Annotated in this window: 25 protein-coding genes; 11 read left to right on the top strand and 14 right to left on the bottom strand. The window is 63.3% G+C overall.

The genetic code is table 11. The annotated features are described in order from the left end of the window. The first annotated feature begins 17 nt into the window (after positions 1–17). Entirely contained in the window at positions 18–293 is a 276-nt protein-coding gene (locus TMPK1_RS05550) for a BolA family protein (protein WP_420241916.1), read from the top strand. Here TMPK1_RS05550 and TMPK1_RS05545 read toward each other — a convergent pair. From TMPK1_RS05545 to TMPK1_RS05525, 5 genes are all read right to left on the bottom strand, one after another. Continuing rightward, a complete protein-coding gene (locus TMPK1_RS05545) occupies positions 290–850 on the bottom strand; it encodes a DUF2889 domain-containing protein (RefSeq protein ID WP_420241915.1) in 561 nt (186 codons plus the stop codon). The genes TMPK1_RS05550 and TMPK1_RS05545 overlap by 4 nt on opposite strands. Next, the gene (locus tag TMPK1_RS05540; RefSeq protein WP_420245628.1) at positions 847–1,797 is read right to left on the bottom strand and encodes an acetyl-CoA carboxylase carboxyltransferase subunit alpha; all 951 of its coding nucleotides are present in this window, start codon (positions 1,795–1,797) and stop codon (positions 847–849) included. The genes TMPK1_RS05545 and TMPK1_RS05540 overlap by 4 nt, the downstream gene beginning before the upstream one ends. A gap of 116 nt (positions 1,798–1,913) precedes the next feature. Next, a complete protein-coding gene (locus TMPK1_RS05535) occupies positions 1,914–2,837 on the bottom strand; it encodes a site-specific tyrosine recombinase XerD (RefSeq protein WP_420241914.1) in 924 nt (307 codons plus the stop codon). A 117-nt stretch (positions 2,838–2,954) separates the two neighbouring features. Then, positions 2,955–4,466 (bottom strand): hypothetical protein, encoded by a 1,512-nt coding sequence (locus TMPK1_RS05530; protein ID WP_420241913.1) that lies wholly within the window; start codon positions 4,464–4,466, stop codon positions 2,955–2,957. Beyond that, positions 4,447–4,587, bottom strand: coding sequence for a hypothetical protein (locus tag TMPK1_RS05525; RefSeq protein WP_420241912.1), 141 nt, complete (start codon positions 4,585–4,587; stop codon positions 4,447–4,449). Before TMPK1_RS05525 ends, TMPK1_RS05530 begins: the two co-directional genes overlap by 20 nt. A 197-nt stretch (positions 4,588–4,784) precedes the next feature. Here TMPK1_RS05525 and TMPK1_RS05520 point away from each other — a divergent pair, with 197 nt between their 5' ends. From TMPK1_RS05520 to TMPK1_RS05505, 4 genes are read left to right on the top strand one after another with little or no spacing between them, the layout of a single operon-like run. After that, entirely contained in the window at positions 4,785–5,345 is a 561-nt protein-coding gene (locus TMPK1_RS05520; RefSeq protein ID WP_420241911.1) for a shikimate kinase, read from the top strand. Next, the gene (aroB, locus tag TMPK1_RS05515; RefSeq protein WP_420241909.1) at positions 5,342–6,442 is read left to right on the top strand and encodes a 3-dehydroquinate synthase; all 1,101 of its coding nucleotides are present in this window, start codon (positions 5,342–5,344) and stop codon (positions 6,440–6,442) included. Before TMPK1_RS05520 ends, aroB begins: the two co-directional genes overlap by 4 nt. Next, positions 6,439–7,326, top strand: a complete 888-nt coding sequence (locus TMPK1_RS05510; RefSeq protein ID WP_420241908.1) for a transporter associated domain-containing protein — start codon at positions 6,439–6,441, stop codon at positions 7,324–7,326. Before aroB ends, TMPK1_RS05510 begins: the two co-directional genes overlap by 4 nt. Continuing rightward, entirely contained in the window at positions 7,323–7,883 is a 561-nt protein-coding gene (locus tag TMPK1_RS05505) for a histidine phosphatase family protein (protein WP_420241907.1), read from the top strand. The genes TMPK1_RS05510 and TMPK1_RS05505 overlap by 4 nt, the downstream gene beginning before the upstream one ends. On the opposite strand, the gene TMPK1_RS05500 is transcribed toward TMPK1_RS05505, so the two are convergent. Continuing rightward, on the bottom strand, positions 7,880–8,341 hold the full coding sequence (locus TMPK1_RS05500) for a DUF1203 domain-containing protein (RefSeq protein WP_420241906.1): 462 nt from the start codon (positions 8,339–8,341) through the stop codon (positions 7,880–7,882). The two genes, TMPK1_RS05505 and TMPK1_RS05500, sit on opposite strands and share 4 nt — an antisense overlap. 103 nt (positions 8,342–8,444) lie before the next feature. Here TMPK1_RS05500 and TMPK1_RS05495 point away from each other — a divergent pair, with 103 nt between their 5' ends. Further along, on the top strand, positions 8,445–8,603 hold the full coding sequence (locus TMPK1_RS05495; RefSeq protein ID WP_420241905.1) for a DUF6726 family protein: 159 nt from the start codon (positions 8,445–8,447) through the stop codon (positions 8,601–8,603). On the opposite strand, the gene TMPK1_RS05490 is transcribed toward TMPK1_RS05495, so the two are convergent. From TMPK1_RS05490 to TMPK1_RS05470, 5 genes are all read right to left on the bottom strand, one after another. Then, positions 8,604–9,725 carry an ABC transporter permease gene (locus TMPK1_RS05490; protein ID WP_420241904.1) on the bottom strand — a complete coding sequence of 374 codons (1,122 nt, stop codon included), beginning with the start codon at positions 9,723–9,725 and terminating at the stop codon, positions 8,604–8,606. Further along, positions 9,722–10,660, bottom strand: coding sequence for an ABC transporter ATP-binding protein (locus tag TMPK1_RS05485; RefSeq protein ID WP_420241903.1), 939 nt, complete (start codon positions 10,658–10,660; stop codon positions 9,722–9,724). Before TMPK1_RS05485 ends, TMPK1_RS05490 begins: the two co-directional genes overlap by 4 nt. Continuing rightward, positions 10,657–11,625, bottom strand: a complete 969-nt coding sequence (locus TMPK1_RS05480) for an HlyD family secretion protein (protein WP_420241902.1) — start codon at positions 11,623–11,625, stop codon at positions 10,657–10,659. Before TMPK1_RS05480 ends, TMPK1_RS05485 begins: the two co-directional genes overlap by 4 nt. Beyond that, on the bottom strand, positions 11,622–12,245 hold the full coding sequence (locus TMPK1_RS05475; protein ID WP_420241900.1) for a TetR/AcrR family transcriptional regulator: 624 nt from the start codon (positions 12,243–12,245) through the stop codon (positions 11,622–11,624). The genes TMPK1_RS05480 and TMPK1_RS05475 overlap by 4 nt, the downstream gene beginning before the upstream one ends. A gap of 71 nt (positions 12,246–12,316) precedes the next feature. Beyond that, positions 12,317–12,529 carry a DUF6356 family protein gene (locus TMPK1_RS05470; RefSeq protein WP_420241899.1) on the bottom strand — a complete coding sequence of 71 codons (213 nt, stop codon included), beginning with the start codon at positions 12,527–12,529 and terminating at the stop codon, positions 12,317–12,319. 110 nt (positions 12,530–12,639) lie between these two features. Here TMPK1_RS05470 and TMPK1_RS05465 point away from each other — a divergent pair, with 110 nt between their 5' ends. Then, positions 12,640–13,098, top strand: coding sequence for an Lrp/AsnC family transcriptional regulator (locus tag TMPK1_RS05465; protein ID WP_420241898.1), 459 nt, complete (start codon positions 12,640–12,642; stop codon positions 13,096–13,098). On the opposite strand, the gene TMPK1_RS05460 is transcribed toward TMPK1_RS05465, so the two are convergent. Both TMPK1_RS05460 and secA read right to left on the bottom strand, forming a co-directional pair. Continuing rightward, a complete protein-coding gene (locus TMPK1_RS05460) occupies positions 13,099–13,938 on the bottom strand; it encodes a DUF5694 domain-containing protein (protein ID WP_420241897.1) in 840 nt (279 codons plus the stop codon). Between the two features lie 73 nt (positions 13,939–14,011). Next, the gene (secA, locus tag TMPK1_RS05455) at positions 14,012–16,693 is read right to left on the bottom strand and encodes a preprotein translocase subunit SecA (protein WP_420241896.1); all 2,682 of its coding nucleotides are present in this window, start codon (positions 16,691–16,693) and stop codon (positions 14,012–14,014) included. 175 nt (positions 16,694–16,868) lie between these two features. Between secA and TMPK1_RS05450 the strand changes: the two genes are divergently transcribed. The 4 genes from TMPK1_RS05450 to TMPK1_RS05435 are packed head-to-tail and all read left to right on the top strand — an operon-like array spanning position 16,869 to position 21,129. Beyond that, positions 16,869–17,822, top strand: coding sequence for a peptidylprolyl isomerase (locus tag TMPK1_RS05450; protein WP_420241895.1), 954 nt, complete (start codon positions 16,869–16,871; stop codon positions 17,820–17,822). Further along, a complete protein-coding gene (argJ, locus tag TMPK1_RS05445) occupies positions 17,822–19,081 on the top strand; it encodes a bifunctional glutamate N-acetyltransferase/amino-acid acetyltransferase ArgJ (RefSeq protein WP_420241894.1) in 1,260 nt (419 codons plus the stop codon). The genes TMPK1_RS05450 and argJ overlap by 1 nt, the downstream gene beginning before the upstream one ends. A 3-nt stretch (positions 19,082–19,084) precedes the next feature. Further along, positions 19,085–20,101 (top strand): alpha/beta fold hydrolase, encoded by a 1,017-nt coding sequence (locus tag TMPK1_RS05440; protein WP_420241893.1) that lies wholly within the window; start codon positions 19,085–19,087, stop codon positions 20,099–20,101. Further along, the gene (locus TMPK1_RS05435) at positions 20,098–21,129 is read left to right on the top strand and encodes an alpha/beta hydrolase (RefSeq protein WP_420241892.1); all 1,032 of its coding nucleotides are present in this window, start codon (positions 20,098–20,100) and stop codon (positions 21,127–21,129) included. The genes TMPK1_RS05440 and TMPK1_RS05435 overlap by 4 nt, the downstream gene beginning before the upstream one ends. Here the strand turns inward: TMPK1_RS05435 and TMPK1_RS05430 are convergent. Continuing rightward, entirely contained in the window at positions 21,126–22,379 is a 1,254-nt protein-coding gene (locus tag TMPK1_RS05430; RefSeq protein ID WP_420241891.1) for a flavin monoamine oxidase family protein, read from the bottom strand. The two genes, TMPK1_RS05435 and TMPK1_RS05430, sit on opposite strands and share 4 nt — an antisense overlap. Between the last annotated feature and the right edge of the window lie 55 nt (positions 22,380–22,434).

Below are 22,434 nucleotides of genomic sequence, written 5' to 3'. Positions count from 1 at the left end.
GAGGAGCTTTTGTGGCAATGACTGGACCGATTGCAGACCGTATCCGCGACAAGCTGACTAGCCGGTTTGCGCCTGTAGAACTCTCGATCGTCGATGAGAGTCATAAGCATCAGGGCCATGCCGGCCATGACGCCCGTGGCGAAAGCCATTTCCGCGTTGCGATCGTATCTGCCGAATTCGTGGGCCGCAGCCGCGTCGATCGCCAACGTCTTGTCTATGACGCGCTGAAAGACGAACTCGCCGACCGGATTCACGCGCTGGCGCTGAGCACCAAAGCGCCCGACGAAGCCTAATCCTTCGGTCTATCTAGTTCGGCGTGCCAGGCTGGCCAGAGCTTGCGCGCATGGTCGCTGCCTTCGGCATAGGCAACGCAGCTATTGAGCAGCGCCGGTCGCTTCACGCCCGAATCGAGTTCGTCGACTTTGCGCTTGAGCGGCATGATGGTCTGGAACGCGGTCGTCGCGATCGGACCCAGCAGCTCGGTCAGATGCGTGCAGCCTTCGCGGCCGGCGGTGCGTTCCTTGACCGCCTGCGTCCAGCCCGGACGCACTTTCAGGCCGACCAGGCTTTGATAGGCGGCGGTTGCGGTCGGGCAGACCGACCACGGATGATTCAGCGTTTCGGCCCGCACCGCTTTGACTTCGAGCATGTCGTCGAAGGTCAGGGTGATGCGCATTTCATGCACCGGCACGCCAGGCTCGATGCGGCCGCGATACGAGTTTTCAAAGCCGTAGCTTTTCGTATCGGTCAGCGTGCCTTCGATGTCCCACAAACCATCACTGCGACGAAAGCCGCGGCAAACGACCGTGCGCGTATGGATTAGCTCACGATCGTCTGGTGTGCCGGTCACTGCAGCGACTGGCCGATATCGAGGAACTTCTGCCGGCGGCGCGCGAGCAGGGCGGCGCCGTCGAGGCCGCGCAATTCGTGCAGCGCGCTTTCGATCGCGTCACCGACGAGATCGATGGTTTCTTCACGGCGGCGATGCGCGCCGCCATAGGGTTCACCGACAATCCCGTCGATTACTTTGAATTCTTTCAGGTCCTGCGCAGTGAGGCGCAGCGCAGCCGCGGCTTCGCCGGACTGGGCGGCTGAGCGCCACAGAATCGAGGCGCAGCCTTCGGGCGAAATCACGCTGTAAATCGCGTGTTCCAGCATCAGCACGCGGTCGGCCGCTGCGATTGCGATCGCACCGCCCGAACCGCCTTCACCGATGACGACCGCAACGATCGGCACTTTCACTTTGAGGCAGGTTTCGATGCATTTGGCGATCGCTTCCGACTGGCCGCGCTCTTCCGCCTGAATGCCTGGGAAGGCGCCGGCCGTATCGACCAACGTCACAACCGGCAGGTGAAACCGTTCGGCCATCAACATCAGCCGTTCGGCTTTGCGATAGCCTTCCGGCTTCACCATGCCGAAATTGTGCCGGAGGCGCGTTTCCGTGTCGTGGCCGCGTTCCTGACCCAACACGACGCAGGCACGGCCGCGAAACCGCGCCAGGCCCGAGATCATCGCTGCGTCTTCGCCAAAGCGGCGGTCGCCAGCGAGCGGCGTGAATTCAGTGAACAGGCGTTCGACGTAATCCAGCGTATGCGGACGCTCGGGATGACGCGCGACCTGCACCTTCTGCGCCGGCGTGAGCTTGGCGTAGGTCGTCTTCAACAGACGATCGACCTTGCCTTGCAGCTTCGACACTTCGTCCGCGACGTCGACGCCGCCCGACGAAGTCATGTGCCGCAGTTCTTCGATCTTCGATTCAAGTTCGAGGATCGGCTTTTCGAATTCGAGCGTCTGCACCATCAGAAGGCCTTCGCGACCATCCGGGGTGGGACGGTCAGAGTCATGGAATCCACGATCATGGGAAGGCCGGGTGCATAGCACGGCCGGCGCGGCCTCGCCAAACCCTGGGACCGCTAGGAATTCCGCCGTTTTTTGGCCAGGGGATGCTTCTCAACCACCCGTTTCAGCCGGTCCCCGGCCACATGGGTGTAAATCTGCGTGGTTCCGATATCCGCGTGGCCGAGGAGGGTCTGGACCGACCGTAAATCGGCCCCGCCATCCAGAAGATGGGTCGCAAACGCGTGCCGCAGCACGTGCGGGCTGATCCTGGCCGGATCCAACCCGACCGCCAGCGCGCGGGCCTTCAACAGTTGCGCGATGCGCTGGCGCGACAGGTGGCCCGGCTTGCCGTCGCCCGGAAACAGAAAGCTCGATTCGCGCGGCCGGCGTTTCTCGAGCCAGATTTTCAGTGCTGCCTTGGCCGGTTCGGACAGCGGCACCAGACGTTCTTTCGAACCTTTGCCGCGCACCCGCAGCGTGCGCCCGTCGCGCGCGACGGCGGCCAGCGGCATCTCTGCAAGTTCCGACACGCGCAGGCCGCTGCCATAGGCAAGTTCAAGCAAGGCCGCGAGACGCGAATCGATTCCATCGCCAAGCAGCCGCGTGACTTCATCCGGATCGAGAATCTTCGGCAGCGAGAGGCCGCGCTTCGGCGCGTCGAGCGACGAGGAGGGATCGTCGTCGCGCCGTTTTTCCGAGACCAGAAACCGATAGAACTGGCGCAACGCCGACAGGCGACGCGCGACCGTGCGCGGTGCCATGCGCCGCTTGGCCAGCCCGTCGAGATACGTGCGCAACTGCTCGGTCGTTAGCGTCTCGACCGGCGCGCGCAGCACCGCCGCAACATCGGCGAGATCGCGCAGATAGGCGGCGCGCGTATGCGCAGCCGCGCCGCGCTCGGCCGTCATCATGTCGAGAAACGCGTCAACCGATGCAGGCAGCATCGGTTGCGGCTTTTTCGGCCGGCCGCGTTTTCTTGTCGGCGTCGTTGTCGCCATCTCTCTCATGTCATCCCTGCGGAGGCAGGGATCCATTGTCGTGCGAGTCGGATGATTCCCGACCTGCGGAAGAATGGGTCCCTGCCTTCGCAGGGACGACATAAAAATGAACGGGCGCTACTTGCCGCGAATTCCCGCTGCGATCGCTTCGAAGGCGATTGCTTCGGCTTCGTCGCGCTGATTGACCGCGCGCAGCGCTGCGATGGCGCGATTGACCGCAAGCGGGCTGGCTGCGGCGGGGCCTTCCGGTCCCAGCACGATCAGCGCGCGCAATACGGTTTCGCCGACGCGGCCCATCTGCGCCGCTTCGTCGAGCGCGGTCATGTCGGCGATCGGCGGCAGATAGCCGTCACCGCTGACGTCTTCGCGTCCAGCAGCACCACGATCGAGTCCGCGCAACGCAGCGCGCACCAGCGGCTGGTCGAATTTGGCGGCTTTGCGCGTTTCTTCGCTGCCGATGGCGGCCAGGAATGGCGCGACTTGCTGCGCGTCGCCCTGACCTTTGCCGAGCTTGGCCCAGTCCTGCGCCATGGCGGAATCGCCGGCGGTGAAGAAACCGCGCGCAACCAGATTGGCGACGCTGCGCGCCGAATCTGCGGGACGCGGGAAGGCGGGATCGTCGGGACCAGTCGGCTTGGGTTCAAACATCATCGGCGGGCTGCGGAACGTATCGACCAGCGACACGACGTAATTGTCGATGTGATCGGCGCGGCGCAGCACCTGGCGCAGCAATTCGGCTTTTGCGGTCGGGTCTTTGACGTCGTCGATCACGTGCCACAGCGCAACCGCGGCGGTCGGCTCGTGCGGCAGCGGTCCATCACCAAGCGCGGCACTACGATCGCCGCGGCCGGTGCGCTTCATCAGCTCGCCCAGCAAGGTCGCCGGGATCGCGTTGTACTGCGCGGCATGCACCGCGGCGGTGATGCGCGCATCGAGCGGCTGTTTCGGATTGCGCGCGATGGCGCTGGCACGCGCCGCTTCGGTTTTGATTTCCTGGCCGTAGGGCAACGTCTCGGCGCCGCCCTGGCCCAATACGGCGCGGCAGTAATTCAGCGCACGCGACCAGAACTCGCCGCCATTCTTGGGCCCGACCGCCAGCACGTCGAGACAGGCGGCTTCGCTGCGACCGATCGCGAACTGCGCGTCGACCGCCATGCGCGACGTATGTTCGTCGGCGGACGCGCCAGCCGCGCGTGCCATGTCGGCGACGTGGCTGAGTTCGCCCATCGCCATCAACGTTTCGACGCGTACGCGCAAGAAGCCCGGATGCGTGGTCGGCGGCGGTGCCGCCATCGCAAGCAGACGGCGCGCAATGTCGTGCACAGCCGACGACCGCGTTTCGACCGGCAGGCGATGCAGCAGCTCGCCCAGTACTTCGGGTTTCGAATCGCGCCAGATCGACGGCGCGAAACCGCTCGCCTTCTGGTCCATCGCACCGGCGCCTTCGCCGCTGCCATACTGCGTCAGACCGCCGCTCGACGGTTCGCGCGTGCGCAGCGGGTCGTCGCCGACGGCGCGCGCCGCGTCGTTCTGGGGTGCTACGACGACCTGCGCGGTCGCGCTGATCGAACAAAGGAGGAGGAGGGCGGCGGCGGCAATCGCCGCCGGCTTAGCGCTGGAAACGCTCATTCGGGATCGTCTTCTCGATCTGGGCAGAGGGGGCGGGCGGATCCCACACGGCAAGACCGACGACGCCGATCAACAGAGCCACGACCACGAGGATCGCAACGATCAGACCTACGCGTGCCATTCGATGGAATTTCCCAGGAACTGGAAGGGACTAGACGCAGAAGATTGAGCGATACGCGGGGGATAGAGGTTTGGCAACGTCTCGCCCACCCGAACACGCGATCGCATGGCGATCTCGCGTTCTACTCTTTGATTTGGCGCGTTTGCTTATCCGCGAACCGGTAGCCACTTCGCGGGCAAACGCGCTAGGTACGAGGCATGAATGCCCCGGCCTCCCGTGTTGTCGCATTGACGCGACCGCTCGACCGCCCGGTGGTGCTCGTCGGGTTGATGGGGGCGGGCAAGACCGCGGTCGGCCGACGGCTCGCCGCGCGGCTGGGCCTGACCTTTGCCGACGCCGATCACGAAATCGAAGCAGCTGCCGGCCGCTCCGTCGCCGCCATTTTCGCCGAGTTGGGCGAGCCCGCCTTCCGCGACGGCGAGCGTCGCGTCATCGCGCGCCTGTTGGATTCGGGGCGCGGCGTAATCGCGACCGGCGGCGGTGCCTTCGTCGATCCGCAGACGCGCGCGGCGGTGAAAGAACGCGCCATCTCGATCTGGCTGCGCGCCGACGTCGACCTGCTGGTCAAACGCACCTCGCGCAGTTCGCGCCGTCCGCTGCTGAAACGCGGCGATCCGTTCGCGATCCTCACCGACCTCGCGGCGCAACGAAACCCGATCTATGCCGAGGCCGATCTCATCGTCGACAGCGTCGATATTTCGCCCGAACGCATGGTCGATCGCGTGCTGGCCGCGCTGAATGAACGAGTTTCTCAATGACCGATGTGACGATTGCTCTCGACGGGCGCAGCTATGACGTTGCGATCGGGCGCGGTCTGCTGGAGGAAGCGGGCGCGCGCATCGCGGCGCTAAAGCCCAAGGGCGTGCTGCATGTTGCGACCGACGCCACCGTCGCCGACCTGCATCTGCAGGCATTGCTCGCTTCGTGCGAAGCAGCCGGCTTGCGCGCCGTGCCGCACATCCTGCCCCCGGGTGAAGCAAGCAAGAGCTGGTCGTTCTACGAAGATCTCAGCGAACGCATTCTCGCCGCCGGCGTCGAACGCGGTTCGATGATCGTTGCCCTTGGCGGCGGCGTCATCGGTGATCTTGCCGGCTTCGTCGCAGCCACGATGCTGCGCGGCATCGACTTCGTGCAGATCCCGACGACGTTGCTGGCGCAGGTCGACAGTTCGGTCGGCGGCAAAGTCGCGATCGACACCAAAGCGGGCAAGAATCTAGTCGGCGCTTTCTGGCAGCCGCGTCTGGTGTTGGCCGATCTTGGTGTGCTCGACAGTCTGCCGCTGCGCGAGCTGCGCGCCGGTTGGGCCGAGATCGCCAAATACGGGCTGATCGATGATCCCGCTTTCTTCGCCTGGTGCGAAGCGAACGGTAAAGCGGCGCTGGCAGGCGACGACGCGCTGCGTGCGCAGGCAGTGGCGCACAGCGTGCGCGCCAAGGCGCGCGTGGTTGCGGCTGACGAGCGCGAAAGCTCGGGCGTGCGCGCGCTGCTCAATCTCGGCCATACGTTTGGCCACGCGCTGGAATCCGCGCTGGGGTTTGATGGGCAGTTGCTGCACGGCGAAGCGGTGGCGATCGGCTGCTGTATGGCGTTCGATCTGTCGGTGCGGCTGGGCCTGGCGCCGCTGGAGGATGCGCAACGCGTGCGCGCGCATTTCGCCAACGTCGGCCTGCCGACCGAGCCGCCGGCTGGCGTGGGAGACGCGGACGCGTTGTTGGCGCTGATGCAGACCGACAAGAAAGTCGCCGACGGCCGCATCGTGTTCGTGCTGACGCGCGGTATCGGTCGCGCCTTCGTTGCGCGTGACGTCAGCCCTGACGATGTGCGTGCGATGCTGGGCGACACGCTGAAAAAATGAAGTCGACCGAGATCGCTCTGCTGGCGGTTGCGGCCGCGCTGGCGGCGGTCATCGCGCCGCTGGTCGCGTTGTGGGTGCGTCGGCGCATCGCCAAATTCGACCGCGACGCGGCGTTGCTGCAGGCAATCGACGATCGCGACGAGGAAACTGGCGGTGAGACGCGCACCGAAAACGCGATGCTGCGCGCAGTGCTCGATCTAAGCGACGTGACGGTAGGGCAGGTAATGACGTCGCGCCGCGACATGATCGCGGTCGAGGCCGATCTGCCGGCGGCACGTCTGGTCGACGAAGTTCTATCCAGCCCGTACACGCGCATTCCGTTGTGGCGCAATTCGCCCGACGAAATCGTCGGCGTGCTGCATGCCAAGGCGCTGCTGCGTGCGGTGCGCGCAGCCGGCGGCATGGCGGTCGGTCTCGATATCGATCGCATCGCCAGCCGGCCGTGGTTCGTGCCCGAGACGCGCACCTTGGCGGGACAGCTGCAGGCGTTTCGCCGGCGGCGCGAACATTTTGCGTTGGTGGTCGACGAATACGGCACGTTGCGCGGGCTGGTGACGCTCGAAGACATTCTCGAAGAAATCGTCGGCGACATCGACGACGAACACGATCCAGTCGTGTTCGGTCTCAAGCGACAACTCGACGGCAGCGTCATCGTCGACGGCAAGATCACAGTGCGCGATCTCAACCGCGAACTCGACTGGGATCTGCCGACGGATGGCTGGGCGACGATCGCGGGGTTGGTGCTGCACGAAGCGCGCAGCCTGCCGGAAGTCGGGCAGGCCTTTGCGTTCTTCGGCTATCGGTTCGAAGTGCTCAAAAAGCAGCGGCAGCGTATCGCCGAGCTGCGCGTGACCCCGCCTGCCTCCGAAACCAAAGCAGCATGATCTGGTTGTTGCGCCATGGTGAGACCGAGTGGAATCGCGACGGCAGGCTGCAAGGCCGGTTTGACTCACCGCTGACACAGCGCGGCGTGCAGCAGGCGCAGGCAATGTCGGACTTGCTGCTGCGCGATCTCGGCATGTCGCCAGAGATCCGGCTTGTCGCCAGCCCGCGCGCAGGCGCGATTGCGACCGCGATGATCGTGGCGCGCACGCTGAACCTCGATCTCGAAACCGATCAGCGTCTGGTTGAGATCACGATGGGAGCGTGGGACGGCATGACGCGCGACGAGATCGCGGCCGCGCATCCCGAGATCGATCGCAGCCAGGCCGATTGGCATCTCGGCGCGCCTGACTGCGAAAAACTGTCCGAGGTGCGTGCGCGCATCGCGTCGTTCCTGGGCGAAATCGACGGGCCGACCATCGTCGTTGCGCACGGGCTCAGCGGCAAGATTCTGCGCGGCGTCTATCTCGGCCTCGACGATGCAGCGGCGCTGCGCCTCTACGAACGGCAGGATGCGGTTTTCCTGCTCGATCAGGGGACCGAGCAGGAGCTTCGCTAGAGCCGGTCGATCCGCGCCGCGTAACAGCCGCGCCGCGCATTGTGCACGTGCAGATAGGCAACCTCCGGTTTGTCGAAGAAACGCGGCAAGGTCGCGACCAAGGTCACACCTTCGAGAACTTCGGCGTCGACGATCTCGTGCTTTTCGTCGTAGGCGCGCACCGACAACAGTCGATTGCGCAGCTGGTCGGGAATTTCGTCGACATAGATCGCGGTCTCGCTCGCATGCTCGTCGACAAAGATCGGACCTGCCGACCGGTACGGCGAATGTTCGGGCTGATGCTCGAACGGCAGCAGCAGATACGATTCGCCGCCGCGCGCGTCCTGCAGGCCGATGCGATCGGGCCAGCCGGGTTCGGCGCGCAGCCGCTGGATGCCGCGCGACGCCAGGGTCGCGTCGTCGAGCGCGAAGAGCGGACGGAAGTGGTCGAGGGACAGGCCGGTAACGCGAAACGACATGACAGCATCTCCTTTGCTGTCAGCAATCTGGCGATGACCGGAAGCGGGAACGACCCGATTGTTGCGCCCGTTGAACCAGGACGAACTGCAATGGAGTGCCGCGATGCGGATCCTGATCGTCCTGCTTTCTCTGGCGTTTCTGTCCGGCTGCGGCGCCGTCGCGGCGCCCTGCCGCGTTGGCTCGGCCGCGCTGAAAGTCGTCCCGCTGGTTGGTCATGCCGCTGCGGCGCCGACGGATGCCTGCGCTGACGCGATCGACTAATTAGTCCAGCGTCTCGCGGTAATTCCGGATCGCGATTGCGCCGACCACGAACACGAACAGCGCCAACGGCCACAGATGTGGCGCAGCATCGGCGAGCGTGTTGCCCTTGAGCAGAATGCCGCGCACCAGGCGTAGCGCATGCGTCAGCGGCAACATCTCGCCGATCCATTGTGCCCAGTCCGGCATGCCGCGGAACGGGAATAGAAAACCTGACAACAGGATCGACGGCAGAATAAAGAACACGCCCATCTGCATCGCCTGCAGCTGATTGCGAGCAAGGGTCGAGAAAGCAAATCCGACCGACAGGTTGGCGGCGATGAACAGGCCCAGCCCCAACAGCAGCAGCAACAATGATCCGCGCATCGGCACGCCGAACACCAAGGCGGCGATCACAAGAATCAGACTGATCTGCACATAGCCGACGACGATATAGGGCACGATCTTGCCCAGCATCACTTCGAGCGGACGGATCGGCATCGCCAGCAGATTTTCCATCGTGCCGCGTTCGCGTTCGCGCGTGACCGCCAGCGCCGTCACCACCACCATCGAGAAGGTAAGGATCGTGCCGATCAGGCCAGGCACGATGTTGTACGCGGTCAAATTCTCGGGATTCCATTTGCGCTGCACGACGACGTCGAACGGCGGCTTGACCGGCGCCGCGCGCAGCACGTCGGGCAGGTCGCGATTGAGCACGGTTGGATTGATCGCGGTGATCGCGGCCAGCGCATTGCCGATGGCGCTGGGATCGGTTGCATCGGCTTCGAGCAACACCGACGGTCGTTCGCCGCGATCGATCTGACGCGCGAAGTCGGGTGGCACGGTCAAGGTGAACTGCGCGTCGCCGCGCGCTAGACGTTTGGCTGCGTCTTCTTCGCCGATCGGCCCGTGAAAGCGGAAATAGGTGCTGTTGGCCAAGGCCTGAGTCAGCGTTCGCTCGTAGGCGGAGTGATCGCCGCTGACCAACGAGGTCGGCAGGAATTTCGGATCGGCGTTGATGGCAAAGCCGAACAGGAACAGCTGCACCAGCGGCATCGCCAAGGTCAGCGCGATCGTGCCCGGATCGCGCCGCATCTGCAGGAATTCTTTGTGCAGCATGGCGAGGAAGCGTTTCCAGCTGATCATGCTGCGTGCTCCGTCTTCGTGCCGGACGCGGCAAGCAGATGGATGAACACGTCTTCCAAGGTTGGTTCGGTTTCTTCGACCGTGATGTCGTCGCGCCCCTGCAACGGTTCGAGCGCGTGTGCGACCGCGTCGCGATCAGTGCCGCTGACATGCAGCGCTTGGCCAAAGGCGGCAACGGATTCGATGCCGGGCGCGTCGCGCAGTAGCTTGGCTGCTTCGACGACGCCGTGACCGGTCGCGCGCCAAGTCGAGATATGCGCCTGCGCCACGACTTCTTCGGCGCTGCCTTGGACGATCAGCCGTCCGTCGGCGAGATAGACGATGCGGTGACAACGCTCGGCTTCGTCCATGTAATGGGTCGAGACCAGCACGGTCAGCCCGTCGGCCGCCATCTCGTGAATCAGATCCCAGAATTCGCGGCGCGCTTTGGGATCGACGCCCGCTGTCGGTTCGTCGAGCAGCAGCAATTTTGGCTGGTGCAGAATGCAGGCGGCCAAGGCCATGCGTTGCTTCCAGCCGCCCGACAATTGCCCGGCCAATTGATCCGCGCGGTCGACCAGCCCCATTCGGTCGAGCATCTCATTGATCGCGCGATCGCGGTTCGGGATGTCGTAGAGGCGGGCGACAAATTCGAGATTCTCGGCGACGGTGAGATCTTCGTAGAACGAGAATTTCTGCGTCATGTAGCCGACTTGCGTGCGCAGCTTCATCGCGTCGCGCCGCACGTCGAGGCCAAGACAGGTGCCTTCGCCGTCGTCGGGGGTCAGCAATCCGCACAACATGCGGATCGTTGTCGTCTTGCCGCTGCCATTGGCGCCGAGAAAGCCGCAAATCTGTCCGACCGGAACTTGCAGGGTCAGATCTTTGACGACTTTGCGATCGCCGAACCGTTTAGCGAGATGGCGGACATCGATCGCGAGGTCCGTGTCAGTCATCGCGGCAGCTTCACGTCGATCGGTTGGCCCGGCTTCAACTTCGCTGCGTTGCCTTGCGGCCGCGCTTCGATGAGATAGACCAGCTTGGCCCGGATCGCTTCGCTGTAGATGACCGGCGGCGTGTATTCCGATTGCGGTGCGACGAACGAAACTGCGGCTTGCAGATCGGCCGGGCATTTGTCGCAGGACAGATGCACCACGTCGCCGACTTGCACGCGCGCCAGTTCGGTTTCGGGCACGAAGAACCGGATCAGCAAATTGGGCGGCGGCAATAGCGACACGACGGGATAGCCGGCGGCGACATGTTCGCCCGGCCGCGCCAACGTGTCGGCGACCAGCGCGTCGACGGGCGCGGTCACGTCGCGCTGCGCCAAGTGCCATTCGGCTTCGGCCAGCGCCGCTTCTGCGGCTTTGACCGCGCTACGTTGCGCTTCGATTGCATCGATGCGCGCAGCCAGCCGCACGGTTTCAAGTTTGGCGGAGGCCGCGTTGTAGCGCGCAACGGTCGAACGCGCGTCGGCGCGCAGCTGGTCGACATGCTGGCGCGTGTCGTAGCCGGATTTCAGCAGCTCTTCGCCGCGGGTCAGATCGGCGGCGGCGCGATCACGTGCGGCGGTTGCGTCATTGACGTCGGCTTGCGCGGCGGCGACTTCGCTGGGGCGTCCGCCTTTTTCCAGATCGGCGAGGGTGAAGCGTGCCTGTTCCAGACGCCGCGCAGCCTCGTCGCGCGCGGCGCGGTCGCCCTGGTCGTCTTGCGCGAACAGTTTCTGGCCTGCTTTGACTTGATCGCCGCGTCGCACCGCCAGGGCGGTCAGCAATCCCGCTTGCACCGGTGCGACTTTGACGTATTCGGCTTCGGCATAGCCTTGCACGGTCGAAATCGTGTCGTCGCGCAGCAGCCGGTTGGCGATCAGGGCCATCGCTGCAATTACGGCGATGCCGAGGATGATGACGCGGCGATTCAAGTATGTTTCTCCACGGCAAGTGCGCGCAGCAAAAAGTCGAAATGCTGGCTCAGCACATCAGTCGGGTTGAATTTCATGGCGACGTGCGGTGCCAGCGAGTGCTGCCACTGCGCCATCATCAGAAACGGCGCCACGATCAGCGGCAACGTTTGCGGAATATCGACTTGGCGGAATTCGCCGCGATCCATGCCGCGTTGAAGCACGAAGGTCAGGATCGTCAGGCCCCGCTTGATCACCGTGTCGGCGTAGTAGCGCGCGATGGCTGGAAAGTTGCCCGCTTCGCTGATGACGATTTTCGGTACGCAGCCGACTTCGCTTTGTACGATCTGCCCGAAGCGATCGATCATGCGGCGCAGAAGATCGGGCGTCGGACCGTCATAGGTGCCGATCATCTGCTCGAACGCCTCGATGTTTGGCAGCACCGACTCTTCGACGACGGCGCGGAACAGCGCTTCCTTGTTTTCGAAATAGAGATACAGCGTGCCTTTGCTGATGCCGGCCTGCAGCGCGACGTCGTCGAGCCGCGTCGCCGCAAAGCCGCGCTGCGCGAACAGATGCAACGCTGCGCGCACGATTTCCTGGGGGCGGGCTTCTTTGCGGCGGGTGCGGGGCTGGGTCATCGTCTCGGCTAATAACTGACCAGTCAGTCATTAGTTCCGAAAGCAGCGACCGGTCAAGAACGGGTCGCCAGTCAGCCCTGGTTTCGGGCGGCGATCTGCTGGTGCAGGCGGTTGATGGTGCGGCTGCCGGTGCGTTTGCACAGAAACGGGAAGATCGCGTGCAGCAAGCAGGCGAATCCGGCCCAGAACAGCGTCAGTCCGATCCCAAGCGCCGCACGCAAATGGCCGAAATAGCTTTCGCCGACCTCGGCTGGATGGGTGGTGAAAAGTGCGCGCAACGCCATGGGCCGACGCTAAGCCGGATGCGGCAGGAGGTGTTTCCGTTCTCGCCTGCCTGCGGCGCGATCTATAGAAGATCTTTCTTCGATTTCTCGAATCTGGCGGAAAAATACCCATGGATGAACGCGACCGGCGGATTTTGGCCTTGCTGCAGCAGGATTCGGCCATGCCCATTGCCGAGATTGCGCGCCAGGTCGGCCTGTCTTCAACGCCCTGCTGGCAGCGCATCCGCAATCTCGAAGCGTCCGGCGTCATCCGCGCGCGCGTCGCGTTGCTCGACGAAGAGAAGGTTGGCGTCGGCGTCACTGCGTTCGTGTCGGTGCGCACGGGACGGCACGCGGCCGACTGGCTCGCGAAATTCACCGAAGCGGTGCGCGGCATCGACGAGATCGTCGAGGTCTACCGGATGAGCGGCGAGACCGATTACCTGCTAAAAATTGTCGTGCCGTCGATCGCCGCGTACGACGCGGTCTATCAGCGGCTGATCAAGAAGATCGACTTCGCCGATGTGACGTCGGGCTTCGCGCTGGAACAGATCAAACGCACGACGGCGCTGCCGCTGAATTACGCGTGACTAGGGTTTGGTTGCTGCCGCGCGCTTGAGGTACGAGATCGGATCGACCAGCGACACGCGCCCATCGTCGCGTAGCATCTGGCGCAGCAGCGGTGCGTGGCCGGCACCAATGACCAGCAGAATACGATCGCCTTTCACCGCATCGCGCGTGACGTTGGCATACATGCAGACGTTGCGTGCGTACCAGGCGCCGTTGAAGCGGCCGCCGATCGGATTGGCCGGCGTGCCGATGCGGGCAAGCTGCAGGTCCAGCGCCAGACGCTCACGATCTTCTTTCGGTTGGTTGACTGCCGCCAGCGCGCCCAGCAGCGAATGTTCGTTCTCCGCATCGATCTTTTTCACGGACGCTGCCCCGTATCGCATCAGCGCGTCGATCGCGTCGTCTTGTTTGTTTGCTTTCGCACTCGCCAGTAGCGCGTCGAACCCATCGCTTTCGGGCCCATCCGGCATTTTGCAATTAACGCCCGCGACGGTATCCAGCCCGGCGTCTTTGGCGACGCGAAACCCGATTTGTTCGATCTCGTTCACGCGCGGCGCATCGGCGATCGTAGCGGCGCGATAGGCGGGCCAGCGCTGCGTTACCCATTCGCTGTCGGGCATGGTTTCGACAAAGATTTTGGTCGGGCGATAGTCGCGCAGCGCAGCCGCAAGCTTGTCGATGTCGCTGCGCGTGCGCGCATCGGCGAGATCGATCGGCTTGGCTGAAAACAGATCGCCCTTGCTGCCGGCGAAATGAAAGACGCCCAGCACCAGCACGTTGGCCGCCGGCGGTTCGACCGCGTTGGCCGTGCTGGAAGAAGCGACGAGGACGGCAGCGGCGAAAAGGAATGAACGGATCATGCGCGAACATCGCGCATGCGATCGGCACATCAAAATGAAAAGGGCGGGTTTCGCGACCCGCCCTTCGCCTAGATCAAACTTGCCCGTGGCAGTGTTTGTATTTTTTGCCGCTGCCGCACGGGCAGGGGGCGTTGCGTTGGACTTTGCCGGATGCGTCGGCCTGGCCGTCGGGCGGCGCAAGTTCGTCGCCGACGAGTCCGACCGCAGCAGGATCCTGCCGCGTCTCGATCATCTGCGCTTCGGCCTGCTGACGTGCCAGCTGTTCCTGTTCGAAATCTTCCATCGAACGCAGCTCGACGTGTGACAGCAGGCGCGTGACCTGTTCGCGCACACCGTCGATCATCGCAGCGAAGAGTTCGAACGCTTCGCGCTTGTATTCGTTGAGCGGATCGCGCTGGCCGTAGGCACGCAGATTGATGCCCTGGCGCAGATGGTCGAGCGACAGAAGGTGATCCTTCCACGCCTGATCCAACAATTGCAGCAGGATCGCGCGTTCGACCTGGCCGAACTGTTCGTGGCCGTATTGTTCGCGCTTGCCGGCAACGCGTTCGTCGGCGGCTTTGTGGATGCGCTCTTTAATCTCTTCGTCGGCGATGCCTTCTTCGGCGGCCCATTCCTGAATCGGCAGGTCCAGACCGATAAATTCGCGCACGTCGTTTTCGAGATCGACCGTGTCCCACTGTTCGGCATAGGCCTTGGGCGGAATGCGGCGTGTGACCATCGCGTCGATCACGTCGCGGCGCATGTCGTCAACGATCGGCGCCGCATCGGTCGCCGACATCACGTCTTTGCGCTGCTCGTACACGACCTTGCGCTGGTCGTTCATCACGTCGTCGTATTTCAGCAGGTTTTTGCGCACTTCAAAATGCTGCGCTTCAACCTTCTTCTGGGCGCGTTCGATGGCTTTGTTCAGCCACGAATGCATGATCGCTTCGCCTTCCTGCAGGCCGAGGCGCTGCAGCATGACGTCCATCCGCTGCGATCCGAAGATGCGCATCAGATCGTCTTGCAGGCTGATATAGAATTTCGACGCGCCGGGATCGCCCTGACGGCCCGATCGGCCGCGCAGCTGGTTGTCGATGCGACGGCTTTCGTGGCGTTCCGTGCCAAGCACGTAGAGACCGCCGGCCTGACGCACGATTTCACGCGCTGCTTCGACTTCGGCGCGGATCGCAGCTTCTTTTTCGGCTTTCGCCGCTTCGTCCAAGCCAACCGTTTCGAGGGCGACGCGCATTTCGACGTTGCCGCCGAGCTGAATGTCGGTGCCGCGGCCGGCCATGTTGGTTGCGATCGTGATCGCACCCGGACGACCGGCTTGCGCGATGATCTGCGCTTCTTGTTCGTGGAAGCGCGCGTTCAGCACCTGGTGCGGAATCTTGCGCTCTTTGAACAAGGCGGCGAGCGCTTCCGACTTTTCGATCGACACGGTACCGACCAGCACTGGCTGGTTGCGTGCACGTGCTTCTTCGACAAGCTTGACGATCGCTTCGTGTTTTTCTTTTTCGGTGCGGTAGACCTCGTCGTCGGCATCGACGCGCGCGACGCCGCGATTGGTCGGAATCTCGACCACATCCAGCTTGTAGATTTCGCCGAACTCTGCCGCTTCCGTCATCGCCGTGCCGGTCATGCCGGCCAGCTTGGGATACATGCGGAAGTAGTTCTGGAAGGTGATCGACGCCAGCGTCTGGTTTTCTTGCTGGATCGTGACGAACTCTTTTGCTTCCAGCGCCTGGTGCAGGCCTTCGCTGTAGCGACGGCCCGGCATCATGCGGCCGGTGAACTCGTCGATGATGACGATCTTGTCGTCTTTGACGATGTAATCGACGTCGCGCGTGAACAGCTTGTGGGCGCGCAAAGCCGACTGCGTGTGGTGCACGACATGCACGTTGGCGACGTCGTACAGGCCGCCAGTTTCGATCAGGCCGGTTTCGCGCAGACGGTTTTCGAGAAACTCGACGCCGGCTTCGGTCAGCGCGACGGTCTTATGCTTCTCGTCTTTCTCGTAGTGCTCGTCTTTGAGCTCGGGGATCAGCACGTTCACGGCGCGGTACAGATCCGACGAATCTTCCGCCGGGCCCGAAATGATCAGCGGCGTGCGCGCTTCGTCGATCAGGATCGAGTCGACTTCGTCGACGATCGCGAAGTTGAATGGTCGCTGGACCATCTCTTCCAGCCGGAACTTCATATTGTCCCGGAGATAGTCGAAGCCGAATTCGTTGTTGGTGCCGTAGGTGACGTCGCAGGCATAGGCGGCGCGGCGCTGGTCGTCATCGAGCCCATGCACGATGCAGCCGACGGTGAGGCCGAGGAACTTGTAGACCCGGCCCATCCACTCGCTGTCGCGGCTGGCGAGATAGTCGTTCACCGTCACGACGTGGACGCCCTTGCGTTCCAGCGCGTTTAGATAGACGGCCAGGGTGGCGACCAGCGTTTTGCCTTCGCCGGTCTTCATTTCGCTGATCCGGCCCTGGTGCAGGACCATGCCGCCCATCAGCTGTACGTCGAAATGGCGCTGGCCGAGGACGCGGCGGGCGGCTTCACGCACGGTCGCGAAAGCCTCAGGCAAGAGATCGTCGAGGTCAGCGCCCTGCGCCAGACGGTCGCGGAAGACCTGAGTCTGAGCTTGGAGCTGCTCGTCAGTCAGGGCCTGAATCTTCGATTCGAGGCTGTTGATCTGATCGACGGACCCCTGGAGCGACTTAACAAAACGGTCGTTCGAGGTCCCGAACAGCTTGCGGGCGAGGCCACCCAACATGGGCGTGAATCCTATCGGCGGAGAATGAGGAGAACCGGCGGGAGATAGATACGGCACCTAGGCGTGTCAACGAACGTTGCCGGGCGATCCTTGCGGGGTCCCAAGCTTTCGTGGCATCCGTGCCGCCCATTTAGCGGGCGCCTTCGCGCCGGCAATGACTTGTTTCGGAGCTTCCATGTCGTCGAAGAGTACGGGTGCGGTCGTAGCGGTTGTCGGCGGCCTGGTGGCCGTTGTGGCTGGTTTGTGGGTCACTGGCGTGATCGGCAACAAGGGTGGCGGGGCAACCTCGTCGCCGGTCGTTGCGGTGGCGCAGACGGCGCCGACGGGCCCGGTGATCGCCAAGATCAACGGCAAAGAAGTTCGCGCCAGCGAATTTGACGCCTTCGTCGCGCAGCTGCCGGCGCAGCTGCAGCAGATGCCGAAGGACAAGCTGTATCCGCTGATCGTCGACGAAATGGTCGCGACCAAGCTGATCTCGGCCGAAGCCGAGAAGGCCAACCTCGCCAAGGATCCGGAAGTTCAGCAGAAGGTCGCCAACGCGCAGACCTCGATCATGCAGAACGTCTGGCTGCAGCGCACGATCAAGGCGCAGACCACCGACGCGATGCTGAAAGCCAAGTACGACGACTTCGTGAAGGCCAATCCGCCGCAGGACGAAGTCCATGCGCGCCACATTCTGGTGAAGACCGAAGCCGAAGCCAAAGACCTGATCAAGCAGCTCGACCAGGGCGCGCAGTTCGAACGTCTGGCCAAGGAAAAGTCGACCGAGCCGGGCGCCAATGAATCGGGCGGCGACCTCGGTTACTTCACCAAGGACAAGATGGTTCCGGAATTCGGTGAAGCTGCCTTCAAGCTCGAGAAGGACAAGTACACGAAGACGCCGGTGCACACGTCGTTCGGCTATCACGTCGTGCAGGTTCTGGATAAGCGCAAGCAGCAGCTCCCGACGTTCGAGGCTGTGAAGCCCGATCTCGAAGCCGCTGTCGGCGAAGATGTGGTGCGCAAGGTCGTCACGGACCTGCGCAACGGAGCCAAGGTCGAGAAGTTCAATCTCGACGGCACGCCAATGGCCGCAGCAGCGACTCCGGCAGCGCCGGCGGTTGCTGCGCCGGCACCCGCGGCGAAGTAATGGCAAGCGTCGCGCCGGGGCGCGAGGCCCCGCCGGTCTCGCCCCTGGCGCCGACGTCGCCGGCCGATCTTCCGCCATTGGCGGGGGTTCGGTTGGCGTCGATGGCGGCCGGGCTCAAGAAAAAGCAGGGCGCGCTCGATCTGATGCTGATGGAGTTCGCCGCCGGCACCACGGTCGCCGGCGTGCTGACGAAATCGAAATGCCCGTCGGCACCGGTCGATTGGTGCCGCAAAAATCTCGACAAGGGCAAAGCGCGCGCCTTCATCGTCAATGCTGGCAACGCCAACGCCTTCACCGGCATGGCGGGCGACCGCACCGTCGAACACACGGTCTCCGCAACCGCGAAAGCGCTCGGCGCCAAAGCCTCCGAGATCTTTGTCGCGTCGACTGGCGTTATCGGTCAGCCGGTGTCGCAGGACTGGATCGGCAAACACGTGCCCGATCTGGTCAAAAAGCTCACGCGTGACGGCTGGAACGCCGCGTCGGAAGCGATCCGCACCACCGACACCTTCGCCAAGCGCGCCACCCGCACGACGCGCATTGGCTTCGAGACGGTGACGATCAACGGCATCGCCAAAGGCTCGGGCATGATCGCGCCCGACATGGCGACGATGTTGGCCTTCGTCGCGACCGACGCAAAGCTGCCGGCCGACGTGCTGCAGACCTTGCTGAAAAGCGGTGCCGACAAAAGCTTCAACAGCATCACGGTCGACAGCGACACTTCGACCAGCGACACGCTGCTGCTGGCCGCGACGGGGCAGGCGACGCACGCCAAGATTTCGTCGGCGAGCGACGCCAATCTCAAATCCTTCCGTGCGGCGCTGGACGACCTGTTGCTCGATCTCGCGCTGCAGGTCGTGCGCGACGGCGAAGGCGCGCAGAAGCAGATTCAGATCAACGTGACCGGTGCGTCGTCGCCCAAATCGGCGAAGATCATCGCGCGGGCGATCGCCAACTCGCCGTTGGTGAAGACCGCGATTGCGGGCGAAGACGCCAATTGGGGGCGCGTCGTGATGGCGGTCGGCAAAGCCGGCGAACCGGCCGATCGCGACAAGCTGTCGATTGCGTTCGGTGGCACGCAGATCACCAAGAACGGGCAGATCGTCGACGGCTACAACGAAAAGCCGGTGGTCGAGCACATCAAAGGCCAGGAGATCGTGATCGACGTCGATCTCGCGCTCGGCAAAGGTGCCGCAACGGTTTGGACCTGCGATCTCACGCACGGCTATATCGACATCAACGGGTCGTATCGGAGCTAGAACATGCTGCGCATCGCAGGTGGGTTGCTGGGATTTCTACTTCTTGCAACGCCTGCGATGGCGCAGACCAATCCAGCTCTGTTGCAGCCGCATCTGATCGATGTCGGCAACGGGCGGCGCATCAACTTCCACTGTATCGGCGAAGGCGCGCCGACCATCGTGTTCAGCGGCGGCGGCGAGGGGCTGTTCACGAACTGGGGCAAAATTCAGCCCGCCATATCGGCGCTGACACGCACCTGTTTCTACGACCGTGCGGGCTGGGGCTATAGCGACCCGCCGCCTGCCGGCGCAGTCGATTCATTCTCGATCACGGATGATCTGCACACAGTTTTGCAGAAGGTCGGCATCACTGAACCGGTGGTGCTGGTCGGCCATTCGATCGGCGCGTTTCACGCCGTCGTCTACACCAACCGTTTCTTCAACGACGTCGCCGGGTTGGTGCTCGTCGATTCAGGCATCTCGACGCAAGAGCTGCACATGAAGGGCGAGCGCAAGCTCCGCGACCAGGGGATCAACCGGCGCTTCGAAGGCGAGCCGCTGCGATGCGCGGTGCTTGCACGAGCGGGAAAGCTGACCGAGGAAAGCCTGCCAAGCTATCCCAAATGCATGCAGGTACCTGCCGGCGTTACGCCTGAAGAAAAGCAGTATGTGTTGCACGCCATCACGGGGCCGAACTGGTACGTGTACGAGCATCTGCAGGCAGCGCATTATTTCGCGTCGGATGACGGTCCGAGCATCGACGGCCAGCAAGAATTGGATACGCGCCGTTCCTACGGCGACCTGCCGATGATCGTCCTGACCAGTGATCAGCCCGAAGACACGCCGCATCGCACCAAGGAGGAGAACGAGGCGGGCAAGAAAAGCCGGGTCGATGCGCACAAAGCTTTTGCTGCGCGCTCCACGCGCGGCCAGTGGATCTTCATCCCCGGATCGGATCACTTCATTCAGAAGTCCAATCCGGATGTCGTGATTAAAGTCATCACCGATGTCGTCTACGTAGTGCGCGACAAGTCGAAATGAGCCGCGTCGTGCGCAACGTCGCGCTGGGCGCGCTGGGGCTGCTTTTTCTGGCGATGCCGGCGACAGCGCAAATCGCGCCCGAGCTGCTGCAGCCGCATCTGGTCGATGTCGGCAACGGGCGGCGCATCAACTTTCATTGCATCGGCGAAGGCTCGCCGACCATCGTGTTCGAGCAGGGCGGCGAGGCGCTGCTGTCAAACTGGCGCAAAGTGCAGCCGGCGATCACCAACCTCACGCGCACCTGCTTCTACGATCGTGCCGGCTTCGGTTGGAGCGACCGTCCCGATCAAGGCGTAACTGCGCTCGCCGTTACAGACGATTTACACACGCTGCTGCAAAAGGCTGGGATCACCGAGAAAGTGATCTTGGTCGGTCATTCGATCGGCGGCTTTTACGCAACGGTCTTTACCGATCGCTTCTTCGACCGGGTTGCGGGGCTGGTTTTGGTCGATCCTGGCTATACCGGTCAAGAACACGACATGGGTTTGTCGCGCGAACGATTGATTCGCGAGCAGGGCTACGTTCGCAATGCCGAAGGAAACATGTTGCGTTGTGCTGCGCTCGCACGCGCGCACAAGCTCACCGCAGCGAATCTGCCAGGTCTCGGCTGCTACACCAGCGTCCCCGACGAAGCAGCACCGGAAGAGCACGAATATATCCTGCACGCGATCACCGGCCCCGAATGGTATGAGGCGGAGCTATCGCAGTCGCTCAACTATTTTACGTCGAACGAGAAGTTGAGCATATCGCACCAACAAGAGGCCGACGTGGCGCGGTCGTTCGGCGACCTGCCGGTCGTCGTGCTGACAAGCGAGGGGCTCGGTTCCAACAAGTGGCGCAGCCCCGAAGAGAAGCAGCGTAGTTGGCGTAACTGGCACATCGGCAATCGCAAGCTCGCGGAACGCTCGACACGTGGGCGCTGGGAGATCGTAAAGGGCTCCCAGCATTTCATTCAGAACTCGCATCCAGACGCGGTGATCAAAGCCATCACCGAAGTCGTCAATGCCGTGCGCTACAAACCCAACTAGCAGCGCAACGCGTCGAGACAGGCGCGCGCGGCGATGACGCCGCTGGCATAGGCGCCGTGCGCAGTCGAAAACGCCTCGCGCGAGGTTGCTTCGCCCGCGAAGTAGATCCGGTCTTCGATCGGCGCCGCCAGAATCGCGCGATCGTCGGCGTTGCCGGGTGTCGCGTAGGAATAGCCGCCGCGACTGAACGGATCGGCATTCCAGCCGTGCATCGCAATCGGTTCGAAGCCTTGGCTCAGGCGCGTGCCGTAGATCGCACCCAGTTCGCACATCGCATAGTCCGCCGCCGCTACCATGCCGCCGCGCTCGATGTCGAGCGCGAGGTCGGACGGAAAGAAACATTCAGCGATGTTGCTGCCGTGCAGACGCATCAGATAGCTCCCGGTGCGCGCGTTGTCGCAACGCCCCAGCACATGCGTCTCCTCGGGCAACAGATCGCAGGCGAGTTTGGGCATACGCAGGAACAATTTGGTCACGTGGCCCAGCGGCAGGTTGGCTGCAGCGGCACGCTTGTCGGGAAGATCGGGGGCAAAGCGCAACGCGTTGGCGGCGAGTAACGTCGCCGGAATCGTGACGATCAGTTTTTTCGCGTCGATCGTGCCGCGCGCCGTGTCGATGCGCAGAAACTCGCCGTCATGCCGCACCGTCTGCACGACCGTGCTGAGCTGGACCGGCAAGTCTTTGCCGAACGTGTGGATCAATCTGCCGTAGCCAGCGCGCACGCGCCAATTCTCGTTGGTGTCGACATAGCGCGCATGATCGATCATCGACACTGCCGACCAGGGCGCGCCGTTGATGAAGCCGCTCAGCGCGTTGAGCATCTCGTTGAACCGATTGCCGGCTTCGAACGCGGCCGAACAGGGCAGGTCGGGCGCGTCGCCGTGCAAGCGCGCATCTTCGAGTTCTTCGAGCCGTTCATAGAACCCGTCCCAGGCCTCGTCGATTTCCAGATTCAACCGTGCGCCGTAATGGCGTGAATCTTCGGCCCAGGGCGGCGCTTTGCGCAGAATCTCAAAGCCGAGCCGCTCGGCGATGCCGGTCCACGGATTGATATCGCCCGAATGAAGATAGCCGCAGCCGAGATCGAGTCCGGTGCCACCATGATCAATCGTGTAGGCACGGCCGCCGATCCGGTCGCGCGCTTCGAGCAGCACGACGTCAATTTCAGCCTCGTGCAGCAGACGCGCGGCGGCGATGCCTGCGGCACCCGCGCCGATGATGGCAACATCAACTTCATTCCGAAGAGGCATGATCTACCTTCGAGCGCATAATCATCGCTAACTTACTTCAGGAACTAGCGTTCCT

Source organism: Roseiterribacter gracilis (genome assembly GCA_018332375.1).
Lineage (GTDB): Bacteria > Pseudomonadota > Alphaproteobacteria > BOG-932 > Roseiterribacteraceae > Roseiterribacter > Roseiterribacter gracilis.
Note: the sequence above shows the minus strand (reverse complement) of the source record. Positions and strands in the feature narration are given on the sequence as shown.

What these genes read in the sequence shown, in the direction of transcription:
- argJ (WP_420241894.1), top strand. Translation starts at nt 17,822, where the DNA reads ATGGCAAGCGTCGCGCCGGGGCGCGAGGCCCCGCCGGTCTCGCCCCTG.
- TMPK1_RS05510 (WP_420241908.1), top strand. Translation starts at nt 6,439, where the DNA reads ATGAAGTCGACCGAGATCGCTCTGCTGGCGGTTGCGGCCGCGCTGGCG.
- TMPK1_RS05485 (WP_420241903.1), bottom strand. Translation starts at nt 10,660, where the DNA reads ATGACTGACACGGACCTCGCGATCGATGTCCGCCATCTCGCTAAACGG.
- TMPK1_RS05475 (WP_420241900.1), bottom strand. Translation starts at nt 12,245, where the DNA reads ATGACCCAGCCCCGCACCCGCCGCAAAGAAGCCCGCCCCCAGGAAATC.
- TMPK1_RS05470 (WP_420241899.1), bottom strand. Translation starts at nt 12,529, where the DNA reads ATGGCGTTGCGCGCACTTTTCACCACCCATCCAGCCGAGGTCGGCGAA.
- aroB (WP_420241909.1), top strand. Translation starts at nt 5,342, where the DNA reads ATGACCGATGTGACGATTGCTCTCGACGGGCGCAGCTATGACGTTGCG.
- TMPK1_RS05525 (WP_420241912.1), bottom strand. Translation starts at nt 4,587, where the DNA reads ATGGCACGCGTAGGTCTGATCGTTGCGATCCTCGTGGTCGTGGCTCTG.
- TMPK1_RS05530 (WP_420241913.1), bottom strand. Translation starts at nt 4,466, where the DNA reads ATGAGCGTTTCCAGCGCTAAGCCGGCGGCGATTGCCGCCGCCGCCCTC.
- TMPK1_RS05450 (WP_420241895.1), top strand. Translation starts at nt 16,869, where the DNA reads ATGTCGTCGAAGAGTACGGGTGCGGTCGTAGCGGTTGTCGGCGGCCTG.
- TMPK1_RS05440 (WP_420241893.1), top strand. Translation starts at nt 19,085, where the DNA reads ATGCTGCGCATCGCAGGTGGGTTGCTGGGATTTCTACTTCTTGCAACG.
- TMPK1_RS05505 (WP_420241907.1), top strand. Translation starts at nt 7,323, where the DNA reads ATGATCTGGTTGTTGCGCCATGGTGAGACCGAGTGGAATCGCGACGGC.
- TMPK1_RS05430 (WP_420241891.1), bottom strand. Translation starts at nt 22,379, where the DNA reads ATGCCTCTTCGGAATGAAGTTGATGTTGCCATCATCGGCGCGGGTGCC.
- TMPK1_RS05490 (WP_420241904.1), bottom strand. Translation starts at nt 9,725, where the DNA reads ATGATCAGCTGGAAACGCTTCCTCGCCATGCTGCACAAAGAATTCCTG.
- TMPK1_RS05465 (WP_420241898.1), top strand. Translation starts at nt 12,640, where the DNA reads ATGGATGAACGCGACCGGCGGATTTTGGCCTTGCTGCAGCAGGATTCG.
- TMPK1_RS05500 (WP_420241906.1), bottom strand. Translation starts at nt 8,341, where the DNA reads ATGTCGTTTCGCGTTACCGGCCTGTCCCTCGACCACTTCCGTCCGCTC.
- TMPK1_RS05435 (WP_420241892.1), top strand. Translation starts at nt 20,098, where the DNA reads ATGAGCCGCGTCGTGCGCAACGTCGCGCTGGGCGCGCTGGGGCTGCTT.
- TMPK1_RS05460 (WP_420241897.1), bottom strand. Translation starts at nt 13,938, where the DNA reads ATGATCCGTTCATTCCTTTTCGCCGCTGCCGTCCTCGTCGCTTCTTCC.
- TMPK1_RS05520 (WP_420241911.1), top strand. Translation starts at nt 4,785, where the DNA reads ATGAATGCCCCGGCCTCCCGTGTTGTCGCATTGACGCGACCGCTCGAC.
- secA (WP_420241896.1), bottom strand. Translation starts at nt 16,693, where the DNA reads ATGTTGGGTGGCCTCGCCCGCAAGCTGTTCGGGACCTCGAACGACCGT.
- TMPK1_RS05535 (WP_420241914.1), bottom strand. Translation starts at nt 2,837, where the DNA reads ATGGCGACAACGACGCCGACAAGAAAACGCGGCCGGCCGAAAAAGCCG.
- TMPK1_RS05550 (WP_420241916.1), top strand. Translation starts at nt 18, where the DNA reads ATGACTGGACCGATTGCAGACCGTATCCGCGACAAGCTGACTAGCCGG.
- TMPK1_RS05495 (WP_420241905.1), top strand. Translation starts at nt 8,445, where the DNA reads ATGCGGATCCTGATCGTCCTGCTTTCTCTGGCGTTTCTGTCCGGCTGC.